Origin of the sequence: Limosilactobacillus gastricus DSM 16045, assembly GCF_001434365.1 — a bacterium.
GTDB lineage: Bacteria > Bacillota > Bacilli > Lactobacillales > Lactobacillaceae > Limosilactobacillus > Limosilactobacillus gastricus.
Genome location: NZ_AZFN01000015.1, coordinates 1 through 12698, shown reverse-complemented (window position 1 = coordinate 12698; position 12698 = coordinate 1). Strand labels below are relative to the sequence as shown.

12 protein-coding genes are annotated in these 12698 nt (G+C 41.4%); 5 read left to right on the top strand and 7 right to left on the bottom strand.

What is annotated here, in order from left to right; all coding sequences use genetic code 11:
- Positions 1-11 precede the first annotated feature (11 nt).
- Entirely contained in the window at positions 12-830 is an 819-nt protein-coding gene (locus FC60_RS06020) for an apurinic/apyrimidinic endonuclease family protein (protein ID WP_056937538.1), read from the top strand.
- Positions 831-974: 144 nt separating this feature from the next.
- Positions 975-1403: a hypothetical protein gene (locus FC60_RS06015; protein WP_056937537.1), complete on the top strand. Its 429-nt coding sequence runs from the start codon at positions 975-977 to the stop codon at positions 1401-1403.
- Positions 1404-2114: 711 nt separating this feature from the next.
- Here the strand turns inward: FC60_RS06015 and FC60_RS06010 are convergent.
- The 3 genes from FC60_RS06010 to FC60_RS06000 form a co-directional block, all read right to left on the bottom strand.
- Positions 2115-5546: a pyruvate carboxylase gene (locus tag FC60_RS06010; RefSeq protein WP_056937536.1), complete on the bottom strand. Its 3432-nt coding sequence runs from the start codon at positions 5544-5546 to the stop codon at positions 2115-2117.
- Between the two features lie 214 nt (positions 5547-5760).
- A complete protein-coding gene (locus FC60_RS06005) occupies positions 5761-6438 on the bottom strand; it encodes a type 1 glutamine amidotransferase domain-containing protein (RefSeq protein ID WP_056937535.1) in 678 nt (225 codons plus the stop codon).
- Positions 6439-6501: 63 nt separating this feature from the next.
- A complete protein-coding gene (locus tag FC60_RS06000) occupies positions 6502-7338 on the bottom strand; it encodes an exodeoxyribonuclease III (RefSeq protein WP_056937534.1) in 837 nt (278 codons plus the stop codon).
- Positions 7339-7456: 118 nt separating this feature from the next.
- On the opposite strand from FC60_RS06000, the gene FC60_RS05995 reads away from it, so the two are divergent.
- A complete protein-coding gene (locus tag FC60_RS05995; protein ID WP_056937533.1) occupies positions 7457-8458 on the top strand; it encodes a zinc-dependent alcohol dehydrogenase family protein in 1002 nt (333 codons plus the stop codon).
- 72 nt (positions 8459-8530) lie between these two features.
- The gene (locus tag FC60_RS05990; RefSeq protein ID WP_056937532.1) at positions 8531-9019 is read left to right on the top strand and encodes a flavodoxin; all 489 of its coding nucleotides are present in this window, start codon (positions 8531-8533) and stop codon (positions 9017-9019) included.
- A gap of 64 nt (positions 9020-9083) precedes the next feature.
- On the opposite strand, the gene FC60_RS05985 is transcribed toward FC60_RS05990, so the two are convergent.
- Genes FC60_RS05985 through FC60_RS05970 form a run of 4 tightly spaced genes read right to left on the bottom strand, consistent with a single transcriptional unit; the run spans position 9084 to position 11423 of the window.
- On the bottom strand, positions 9084-9827 hold the full coding sequence (locus FC60_RS05985; protein ID WP_056937531.1) for an SDR family oxidoreductase: 744 nt from the start codon (positions 9825-9827) through the stop codon (positions 9084-9086).
- 28 nt (positions 9828-9855) lie between these two features.
- Complete coding sequence (locus FC60_RS05980) at positions 9856-10221, bottom strand: cyclophilin-like fold protein (protein ID WP_056937530.1); 366 nt, start codon at positions 10219-10221, stop codon at positions 9856-9858.
- Positions 10222-10235: 14 nt separating this feature from the next.
- The gene (locus FC60_RS05975; protein WP_056937529.1) at positions 10236-10751 is read right to left on the bottom strand and encodes a flavodoxin; all 516 of its coding nucleotides are present in this window, start codon (positions 10749-10751) and stop codon (positions 10236-10238) included.
- A gap of 36 nt (positions 10752-10787) precedes the next feature.
- Positions 10788-11423 (bottom strand): NAD(P)H-binding protein, encoded by a 636-nt coding sequence (locus tag FC60_RS05970; RefSeq protein ID WP_056937528.1) that lies wholly within the window; start codon positions 11421-11423, stop codon positions 10788-10790.
- Between the two features lie 112 nt (positions 11424-11535).
- Here FC60_RS05970 and FC60_RS05965 point away from each other — a divergent pair, with 112 nt between their 5' ends.
- A complete protein-coding gene (locus FC60_RS05965; protein ID WP_056937527.1) occupies positions 11536-12423 on the top strand; it encodes a LysR family transcriptional regulator in 888 nt (295 codons plus the stop codon).
- Positions 12424-12698: the final 275 nt, after the last annotated feature.

Below are 12698 nucleotides of genomic sequence, written 5' to 3'. Positions count from 1 at the left end.
CAAAGGAAGTTTTGTTTATGTTACTAGGACTTAAGGCTAGTAGTGATTGGGGCCAAATTAAGGATCGGCTCCAATACCATCCCGATGTTTTCGAGATTTTTACAGACGTGCCTGATTTTACTCCCCAAGGTATCCAACATCTCCGCCAAGCGATTGAATATGTTCAAGATCAGGGGATAACTAACATCGTTTTACATCAACCCATGAATTTCAAAGGTTATCATAGTGAATTAATTGTTCCAGAGCAGCAATTCCCAGAACTATATGAATTCGTGATGACCACCGCACATCAACTAATTGATTTAGCAATTGCTACTGATAGCCAATGTTTAATCCATGGTTCTTATGATGGCGAGCATGGCTTCAAGGCGATGCTTTCAGCCTATGGCAACTTAACCAACGCTCAAGCAACCTGCTATCACCGCTTAGATCAATTAAAAAATCTCGGTGGTAATCACGTCATGTTTGAAAATTCTATCTCGCCGGTCTTTGCTTATGGCGATCCTCAAGTAGAAAACGAAATCATCCGCCACCAATTTCGCTTGGTCGCGGATGTTTCGCATATTTTTTTCAGTTTACATGGTGATAATGAACGCTTAGTAGCTTCCTTGCGCCACCTTAAAAATAATATTTATCACTACCACTTAGTTGATTCCCTGGGTCAAACTCATGATAGTTTGCCAATTGGGACCGGTAAAATTGATTGGTCGAGTGTGATCCCATTACTAAATCCATCTGCCACCACGATTTATGAAATCAATCTCAAAAATCAACTTGATTGTCAGGAGCAATTAGCTAGTCATCAATATTTATCTACATTAGGCTACTAGGATTTTGCACCCATTTCTCAAGCTAGTTCTTTTCACCTAATTTATTTATAGGCAATGGCAACCCACTGATCAGTTCATTATTATCAAAAAATCTAATACATTTACTCCACCACAATTTAAATTCCATGATAAGAAAGAGAAACTATGCAACCAAAGAAATTAAACTTACTCAAGAAAAACGTTAATGCCTGTACTACATTAGCTCAACTAAACGCCTATAAATGGGAGGAAGAACAAAATAAAAAATCGTCTACTAACCCTCTTACACTAACATTATCTCTCGCATCTACTACAGCATCATTACTAACTCTAGGCTACATTATGCTTCCACTCGAACTAAATTATTATCTAAAATTCGATAAGGACCCAGATTCCATCTATACTTTAATTAAAGAAACATCGACAAATATTAATATAACCTTTGGCTGGATTGGAGCAGTCATACTTGTATTTGCCATATTTGTCATATTTTTACACTGTAAAAATATAAAGTATAGATCAAGGCGACTAGAGATCATTCGCAATAGAGAGTTAGAATTGCTATCCAAGCATAATAATAGCAATGGTCAATAACCGTCTCAATATGATGTGATTCTCTCACTAAACGTTGCGAAACGATTGATACAATTAATGATTATTACCACATAATTTCCTTTACTGCATGTCTTGCGTACTACATCTTGTTATTTTTTAAATAATTTTATATAATAAAAAATAGGCTAGCACCAAGGAGTAATTAACCATGATGCTAGCCAATAGGCAAGTTCATTTTGCTTATTATTTGGCACTTGGGTATACCCCTCACCAAAGTCAAATCATGGAGGTATCACCAAAGTGAAATTTAATAAGAAAGGGCACTACGCTTTTGACAATAATTGTCTGTATGCTAATTGCCAGGCTAGATAAGGTTATTCTGGCTTCCGCATATGCATATGTAGCAATTAAAAAAAGCTAACCACGACAATAGTCGCAGCTAGCAAATCAAGCGAGTTAGCTATGTTGATAGCTAACTAATAAGTGCCAAATCACGATTGAGGGTCAACCACTGGTACTGGTTGGCTCTCTTTTCATTTACAATGATAAACTATAGTTGGTTATTAATCAAGACTACCCTATGTCTTTTTGATCATTGACACTACATCTACGTTTTAACTTAAACTCTTTTAAACTTATACGGTGAGCACACCATAACGATACGGGATGGCAAAAAATTAGGGATACTCTGAATTTCAAAGATTTCTCAAATAACATCCTATAACTCGAGCGCTTTAATTATGATAAAAATTATTTAGCTAAGGTTAATAGTAAGTCTTGACTCTTTAAAGTATCGCCAACTTTAACCAATACATCTTGCACCGTTCCTGTAAAGGGTGCTTTAACGGCCGATTCCATCTTCATCGCCTCAGTAGTGACAAGCACATCACCGACTTTAACTTGATCACCCGCCTTGACATTGACCTTAACGATGGTCCCGTTCAATGGCATCCCAATTTGACTAGGATCATCGGGATCTGCCTTCGGGACACTAACAACCTGCCCCTTAAGACTTTGATCCTTCACTGACATCTGGTAGGCCTGCCCATCTAATTCATAATAAAGGGAACGGTAACCATCTGCATCAGCTGGCGTTACAAAAAGCAACTTCAAAAGCATAGTTTGTCCGACTGACAATTGGATCTGAATTTCTTCTCCCGGACGCATTCCTTGATAATAAGTGGTCGTATCCAAATCCATCAATGGACCATACTGTTCATTGTTATGGAAGTAATCAACAAAGACCTTCGGATACATGAGGTAACCGAGTAAATCATCTTCTGTCGGCTCACGATGAATCTTCTCAGCTAATTCTGCCTTGACCGCTGCAAAATCAACCGGGTCAGCTAAACTCCCTGGTCGCACGGTGATTGCTGGATGATCCTTTAACACGACCTTTTGCAGATCAGCTGGGAAGCCACCATATGGTTGACCTAGATCCCCCGCAAAGAAGTTCACCACGGAATCAGGGAAGTCCACTTGTTGCCCCTTGGTTAAGATATTGTCCTTATCCAATTGGTTTTGAATCATAAAGATCGCCATATCGCCGACCACTTTTGAACTTGGCGTTACTTTAATGATATTACCCAGCAATTGATTAACTTCTCGGTATTTAGCTTCCACCTTGCTAAAATCATTAATTCCCAAGGATTTTGATTGTTGTTGCAGGTTCGAATATTGACCACCGGGCATCTCCGTTTGATACAAATCAGGTTGTGGAGCGTTTACCCCATTGGAGAAGTCTTGATATAGTGGTCGGACATTTGCCCAGTAGTTATTGAGTCGCGCCACATTATTCATGTTAAGTGCTGGTTGCCGTTCATCTCCTTCTAGAGCGTAATAGAAGGTTCCCAAACTTGGTTGACTAGTCGTCCCAGCCATAGCAGCCATGGCAACATCAACAATATCCACTCCTGCTTGGGTAGCTGATACATATGTCGCCACCCCATTCCCAGTAGTGTCATGCGTATGTAGGTGAATTGGCACATCAAATTTGGCCTTTAATTCACCCACCAGCTCATAAGCGGCTTGCGGCTTTAACAAACCAGCCATATCTTTAATCCCAATCATTTGGGCCCCAGCATCGATTAAGGACTGGGCCAGATCAAGATAGTAATTCAAAGTATACTTATGCTCATTTGGATTTAAGAAATCACCAGCAAAGCACATTGCCCCTTCGGCAATCTTACCGGTTTCCCGAACATAATCAATACTCCGTTGCATCTGTTCAATCCAATTCAAAGAATCAAAGATCCGGAAAACATCGACCCCACTTTTGGCACTGTGATCAATAAACCGTTTTAAGACATTATCTGGATAGTTTTGATAGCCAACTGAATTGGAAGCCCGTAATAGCATTTGCTGTAAGGTATGTGGCATATACTCTTTTAATAAACGTAACCGCACCCATGGATCTTCACCAAGGAACCGATAACAAACATCAAAAGTGGCGCCACCCCAGCTTTCTACTGAGAACAGCTGTGGCAAGGCTTGATCATACACTTTCATCGCCGGCAACATATCATAAGTCCGCATCCGCGTTGCAAAAAGACTTTGGTGGGCATCCCGCATCGTCGTATCCGTCAATAAGACTTTCGGTTGCTCTTTCACAAAGGCTAAAGCTGCCTCCGCCCCTTCAGCATCTAAAATGTCCTTCACCGTTCTTGGAGTTGGTGTCGTCGGTTCAATTTGATCCAAACGCGGTGCATTCATTTCGGGAAGCGTTAATTCTGGTCGCTGCTCCACACCCGCAAAACCATTTACGGTCACATTAGAAATATAGTTAACCAACTGAGCTTTAGCATCCGTTTGATTCTCGAAATTAAAGAGTCCTGGAGTTTCATCAATGAAGGTAGTGGAACAATCTCCTTGCCTAAAGGTTGGATCTTGCAAGACATTTTCCATAAATGGGATATTCGTCTTGACGCCCCGTACTGTAAATTCCTGTAGTGCCCGTACCATTTTCACCCGAGCATCATCAAAATCTTCCCCTTTGGTACAACATTTGACCAAAAGTGAGTCAAAGAACTCCGTCACCTGATAACCAGGATAGACATTACCATCTAGACGTACTCCCGGTCCACCTGGTGCCTGATAAGTCGTAATTTTACCCGTATCTGGCATAAAATTATTGGCCGGATCTTCGGTCGTCACCCGGCATTGGATGGCGGCTCCATTGTATTTCAAATCAGCCTGCTGTGGTAAATGGATATCGGCGTGTAAATCTTCACCCGCGGCAACTTGAAGTTGGGTCTTAACCAAATCAATCCCGGTAATTAATTCTGTCACCGTATGTTCCACTTGAATCCGGGGATTGACTTCGATGAAGTAGAATTGTTCCGGCGTTTCCAAGAATTCAACGGTGGCCGCGTTCTGATAATGAACACTCTCCATTAACTTAACTGCCATTTGACAGACTTGAGCACGACGTTCGGGACTCAAAACTACACTGGGAGCAAATTCAATCACTTTTTGGTGCCGGCGTTGCACTGAACAGTCCCGTTCAAACAAGTGCATAACATGCCCATGTTCATCAGCTATGATCTGCACTTCAATGTGCTTAGGATTTTGGATGTCTTTTTCAACATACATCTTGCTGGATCCAAAAGCCTTCATCGCCTCATCACGCGCCTGATCATATTCCGCGGCCAATTCTTGATCATCGTTAATGATCCGCATTCCACGACCACCACCACCGTTAGCAGCCTTAATCATGATGGGATAACCATGCTGATGAGCAAATTCTCGGACTTGATTAACATCATCAATATCACCAACTAAGCCGGGAATCGGTTGTAAGCCGGCATCAATAGCCACTTGCTTCGCCGTTAGTTTATCCCCAAACATCCGGAGGTGTTCCGGTTTGGGACCAATAAATTTAATGCCGTTATCGACACAAGCTTGTGCTAAATCAGCATTTTCGGCCAAAAAACCATATCCGGGATGGATCGCTTCGGCGCCACTTAACTTGGCAACGCGAATAATTTCGTCAATATTCAAATAAGCATCAATTGGCGCTTGCCCGGCACCGATTAAATAAGCTTCATCCGCCGCCTGACGATGGGCACTAAATTCATCTTCTTTGGGATAAACAGCCACGGCTTTAATTCCAAGTTCATGACAAGCGCGGATAATGCGTGTGGCAATTTCACCACGGTTAGCTACCAAAACCTTTTTAAACACTCTTCTCCACCTCCTCAAATCACCCTTTGTGGATGATTCAGCGAGTGTTCTTGACACATCAACTATCAAATTACGATTTAATTAGACTATAGTAAGAATGATCTAATCTGTCAAACCGCTTTCCGTAAGCCAGCAGATGTTAACGCTTTCTTACCCTTTTATTTTATAACGAAAAAAGGACAGATGCGATCGTTTTCGCACCTGTCCTGAAAAATTATCCTAAATGTTCAATTACCGTTTCCGCTAAATCACGTGCTGATTGAGGATTTTGTCCCGTTAATAAACGACCATCAACTTGTACACAGCTGGTAAAAGAAGGGCCTGCTTGATAGTTGGCGCCTAATTCTTTTAAGGCATCTTCTGCTAAGAACGGAACCGCATCCGTCGTTTCATTCGCTGCTTCTTCGGTATTACTAAAGCCTGTTAATCGTTTATTAGCAACTAATGGCTCTCCCTTTTCATCCTTAATCGGTAGCAAACCGGCCACGCCATGGCAAATAGCTGCCACTATACCATTATTTTGATAAATTTGGCTGGCGATATCAGCAATCACAGTTGAAGCTGGGAAATCCCACATGGCCCCGTGACCACCTGCATAATAAATTAAGTCGTAATCCTGAGGGACTACCTGATCAGGACTTAAGGTGGCTCCTAAAACCTGATTGCGAAAATCAGAGTCTTGATAGTACTTCCAATCCGTCACATCCATTGACATCATACTGTGTGGATCTAAGGGAATGTAGCCTCCTGTAGGGCTAACAACGTCAACCTCCACTTGATGGTCGCGCATAACATCATAGAAATGCGTTAATTCACTTAGCCATAATCCAGTCGGACGATCAAGGGAATCGTACTTGGCAACATTAGTTAGAACAATCAAAGCTTTAGTCATGATTAAATACTCCATTCATCAATAATATTGAATTATCCTAACAAAGCCTTTGATAAATGTCTATTAATCTGCTTGCAAGTCAATTTCTAACATGATCGGCGTATGATCCCGGCGTTCCCCTGAATCTAACATCGTCGAATTAGTAACGCGATCGGCTAGCCGGTTAGAGACCAACCAATAATCAATCCGCCACCCTGAATTGTTTACTTTACTGGTTAACGAACGTTGGGCCCACCAGGTATATTGACCTTTCGCATCTGGATTTAAGTGGCGGAAAGTATCCGTAAAGCCAGCTGCTAATAGTTTGGTAAAGTGCGACCGTTCTTCATCCGTAAAACCAGCGGAATGATGGTTACTCCCAGGATGAGCTAAATCAATCTCTTCATGCGCTACATTTAAATCGCCAGAAACCAATACGGGTTTCTCTTGATCCAAGGATTGTAAATACTCCCGGAAACGATCATCCCAAACTTCCCTTTCAGCGAGACGCTTGAGGCCATTCCCCGCGTTCGGCGTATAAACCTCTGTTAAGAAGAAATCTGGGAATTCAAGGGTGATAATCCGTCCTTCCTGATCCATTGGACTGGGCGCATCAATGACTGGATAAGTAACAGTTGGAGTGTACTCATCTTTATATAAATACAAAGTCCCTGCATAGCCTTTGCGGGCCGGTTCTTCTGAAGAACGCCACACGTATTGATAACCAGGAAAAAATTCTGCTAGTCCCGCTTGATGCTTCTTAGTCAAACCACTAGCCCCCAGTTTAGTCTCTTGAATGGCAATCGTGTCTGGGGCTTGGGCCGCAATCGTTTTTAATACCACGCGAGTCTGTTCAGACCGGTCTGAGGTCCCGGTTAAGGCAGCATTTAAAGAATCAATATTCCATGAGATTAATTTCATTATTTCCCTCCAAGTCTATTCAGTCCAGCTTCTATTATAACAAGATTCGTAAACAAGCAATAATAATCTGATTTTACGATCTTTTTCGCTATAATATAGATATATGGAGGTGAAAACAATGGCAAGAATTGCACGGGTTCATGGTTCAGGTTTGTCCAACTTAAAACTTGACCAGCTAGTCTTACCTGATCCCAAGAACAATGACGTTAAATTAAAAGTTCTCAGTACCACCATTACCGGCGATCAACTTAATTTTATCAACGGACGTCGCTTACCTGGTGAAGCTAACCACCATGATGTCTATCCATTAGGTTATGAAGCCACTGGCATCGTGACTGAGATCGGCCCGGATGTCGACCCCAAGTGGTTAAATCAAGCTGTGACCCCCATCGGTCCCTATGACTTTAATCGCTACCCTAGCCTAGGAGACGAAATTATCGTTCCCGCTGATCGTTTAGTCTTGACTCCATCCAATCTATCGCCTGAACAAGCGACGATTTTATGGGTACCTTATCTAACTGCCTATGCCTTAAAATACCTCGGCCACATTTCCGCAACAGATCGGGTCTTAATTGTCGCTGGTACTTCCTCAGTCGGATTGGCTGCGATTCAAATCGCCCAAGCCACTGGTGCCCAGGTCTTTGCAACGACCCGTTCCCGTGAAAAGGCTCAACAATTAAAGGACATTACTGGATTACCCGAGGAGCACATAATTATTTCAAGTGAAGTAAACTTACTGGACCAGATTAATTCATTAACCGCTGGTCAAGGAGTTAGTCTTATCTTTGATCCCATTGGTGGTGATACCATTACCGATTTAGCCGAAGTTGCCGCTCCACAGGCGATGATCATTGAATATGGGGTTATTAATGGTCTTGAGGCGCCGCTACCAGTTAGCCAATTAATCGGCAAAGGCTTGACCATTCGAGGTTGGGCCGTCAGCGAAGTGGTAGAAAACCCACCGGCACGCAAGCAAGCCGTAGATTATATTTTACAAAATGTTGAGGACGGTCACTTTTCCCCACACGTTGCAAAAACCTATCCCCTATCAGAAGTCGTTACAGCTTATCAGGATCTCCAAATTAACCGACAAGTTGGTCGGATTGTGCTCAAACCATAATGCGCAAAGCTGGTTTGCTTGACCTAAAGTTAGCTTTAGGTAGTAGGATATATCCAAGAGAGGTGAGCATAAATGACAAAAACCATTGTATTGTATTTTTCAAGTACCGGAACTACTAAACAACTAGCCGAAATTATCGCTAATAAACTAGCGGCAGAGATGGTCGAACTTAAAGCATTAGACCCCTATACTCCCGCTGATTTAAACTGGCATGATGAACAAGCCCGCACGACGATTGAACAACATGACCATCATAGTCGGGTCCCCGTTGATCCCCAAAGCCTACCTGATCTAACAGGGTATGATCAAGTGATTATTGGGCACCCAATCTGGTGGGGAATCCCGCCACGCTTAATTGCGGATACCATTGACCACGTAGATTTAAATGGGAAGGTGTTAGCACCTTTTGCAACTTCCGGTGGATCCACCTATGCGCGATCTCAATCGTTTATTGAACGGACTATTCAAGAAAATAACTATCAAACAACCGTCAGAACTGGTCAAATTTTACATAATGCTAAAGATATTGATCAGTGGCTTAAAGCAATTAATTTTATGTAATCCAAAAACCAGGTAGCAAAATGCTACCTGGTTTTTAACTATCTTCAATTAGAAAGCTTGATTACTAAGCCTGGTTAGTTGGGTAAATGGTAAATTCAGCAATATCAACATCTTCTGGTTGGTCAATCGCAAAATTAACTACTCGTGCGATAGCATCAGGAGAAATCCCGTGTTGCTTGTAGAAGTTCTTCATATTCGTAGCCGTCTTTTCATCCCCAATATGGTCTAACAATTCCGTATTAATTGCGGCTGGATACAGGGTCGTTGTTCGAATGTTGGTCCCCTCATTAGCACTTTCCATCCGCGTCACTTCCATGGCGTTTTTAACGGCAAATTTAGTTGCCCCATAAACCCCTGACCCGACGTAATTTTTCAAACCAGCAACTGAAGAAGTAGTAATGATATGACCATGCTTTTGCGCAGTAAAGGTTGGCATAACTGCCGCAATCCCATTCAAAACTCCTTTAATGTTTACATCAATCATTTGATTCCATTCATCCGTCCGCACCGCACTCATTGGTGAGTTAGGCATAATCCCAGCATTGTTAAAAATGACATCTAAGCCACCAAAACTATCTTTAGCCGCCTCGACTAAAGCCTGAACATCTGCAGGATTAGTAACATCAACCGTCCGAAAATCGGCCCGTCCACCCTTAACATTAATCTCATCAGCGATTTTATAAAGACGATCTTCCCGACGGGCTCCTAGCATTACCATGGCTCCATTAGCCGCCAACAATTTAGCCGTTGCTTCCCCGATTCCGGATGAAGCACCTATAATTACAACAACTTTTCCTTCTACTGACATCTTTATGTCCTCCTAATTTAATTTTTGCCTAATCCTTAACCTGAAAGGTTACTTCAGCTGACTTAACTCCATTAAAGAAACTGACATCACTATCAATATGACCAATTGGTTGTTGTTCAAAGACCTCCCCATTTTGTTCATATAAAAATACTAGGCTTCCCATTGGTGGCCAATAGGAAATATCACCAATCTGATAGCCTCGGTTTTTAGCGTCATCCACCGGTAGTCCGCCATGTCCATAGCGATGACACATTTCCCGTGAATATAAATTATCCATCTTAATGGTAAACGGCATTCGGGAAATCAGTTCCCGAGTCGTTACGTTATCTATAAACTGAGCTGATAATTTAACTTCATTATTAACAATAATTTCAACTAATGTTTTTTGATTCATTTTTCAATCCTTTCCTAATTGTTCATTATCATTTCTTGATCATTTTTACTGACCACCCCATTAGCTTTTAACCAATCTTGGATTTCAGCGATACTAGTCTCCACAGCATGGGTACCAAGCCGCAGTCCTGTTCTTACATCTGCATCAGGAAGCCATTTTTTCGTATCTTTTTCAGTATTTTCAATCCCCACATCACCAGAAGTGGCAAATGGAATTACTTTTTTCCCTTTAAAATCATAAGCCTCCCAGAAAGACCGAATGACCATTGGTTCCCGATACCACCAGATCGGATGACCAATGAAGACCGTCTCATAATGATTCATATCTTTGACCTGACTAGTTAATTCTGGACGAAAGTCAGCCAACTGCTCTTTGTGGGCCTGAATTGAGCAGGGATCATGGGGTTCGGGATAATAAGTATCCGTTTTAATTTCAAATAGATACCCGCCCGTCAACTTTTGAATTTGTTTAGCAAAGTTTTCACTATGCCTCCAATGACTAAAGTATGCGATTAAAATATTACTTGCCATTTTTTTCTCTCCTCGCGTATTAATTCAAATCAACTTTCAATAGAAGGATGGCTTATCCCATTGAGTATCAGGCTCAGCCACTCCAACGCTCTCATAAGCGGCCAAGTTAGGATCCCGCATAACATCAGCGACAAATTTAGCGGCTCCTTGTCTAGTAAGCTGAGTATCCAGAAATGGTTGCCCAGAAGGTATCAATTCATAGCGTTCATCATTTTCCTTATCATAAAGCCACGCCATTCGCATCAAAGTATAATTTAAACCACTCTGCTTAATAATTTCGGCCGCATCAACTAAGTTTTGATTGTTACCCATCATTCGGGCGTTCCATTGACCAAATTGGCCGGCAACTTCATTTTCAATCCCTAATTCACTAGCAACAATTAATCGATTAACCTGGCATTTTTGCATAATTGCTACCACATTTTTATTGGCCTGAACAAATTGACCAGTTGCCATAAAAACTATGTCTTGATTCATAATGGCACTTTGCAGATCGTTCAAATTATTCCAATCGCCACTCATAATCTGAACATTAGCTTGATTTGCGAATTTACTGAGCCGACTTCGTCCGTGGCGGGCAAATAAAGTCAAAAGGATATCTGGGAGCATTAACTTAGGAATTAAATAACGTGAGATATTACTTGTGGCGCCCAAAATTAATACCCGTTTCATAACTAGGCCTCCTCTTCATTTGATGTCTTTATTATGAAGCGATACTCCTTGACATGGAAGAATCTCATAGTTAAGATGGCATTAACCAATAGTTAATGCGGAGGTGATAACAGTGGATACCAATAATTTACGAACCTTTATTTCGGTTGTTAAATCCGGCAGTTTCACCAAAACAGCTGAACAAAATTTTATGTCAAGTACTGCGGTGATGAAGCAAATCAACCGCTTAGAAAAAGAACTAGACCTTAAATTATTTGAGCGCTCCAGTACTGGGGTTACACTGACCCCAGGTGGTGAAATTTTTCAAAAATATGCTAAAAAAGTGATTAGCTTGACTGATGAAGTATATGTTGAATGTCACAAAACGGGAGAAACAATCCAAACGCTTCGGCTAGGTACCTCTCTCCTCCACCCCAGCACCCCTTTTATGGAAACTTGGAATCAGGTTAAGGGCCAATTACCTAACTATCAATTACAGATTGTCCAGCTCCCTGGAGATCTAACAGCAAGTAATCGGGAATATTCCATGTTAGGAAGGGAATGCGATCTCATGATTGGGACCTTTGACCAAGCCACCACCCGAAGCCTTGTTCAAGCGATTCCATTAGGTACCTATCAATTTGGTATTGCGGTCCGCAGTGATAATCCATTGGCTACGCAGGAAAAAGTCTCAATAGAAGAATTACGAGATCAAACGCTTTTAATGGTCCCACCTGGCATCAGTGAAAAAAACGACCAATTATGTCAACAAATATTGGCAACTAATCCTAATATTTCAATTGAATACACCATTGGTCGTTATGATATCAATGTCTTTAACCAGGCGGTCGATGAAAATGTCGCCTTAATTAATTTAACCCCTTGGAAAAACATTCACCCAAATCTAGTTACGCTCCCATTGGAAACTAATATTAAGGTAGAATATGGAATTCTAGCGGAAAAACATCCAAACAATAAAGTAAAAGTTTTCATACAAATGATTCGGCAATTACTCGGTTAATTAGATTTACACTATCGACAGAATTAATTGAAGCTAAAAAAGCAATAAGGCGTCCCATAAGGCTAAACAGGAACGAATGTTGGTACGAAACGGGCCAACGTGAGTTCATAGTTAGACTCGTGGGTGCTCTTTTTGACCGTAATTACGAGTGTAATCAAAAGAAATGCGGGTGGGAAGAAATGTTAATTGGTATTTCTTTCCACCCTCTTTTAGATAGTCTGAAATGGTAATATGATAATCGATGTTGATTAGGTATAATGATTTTAGGCTAATGA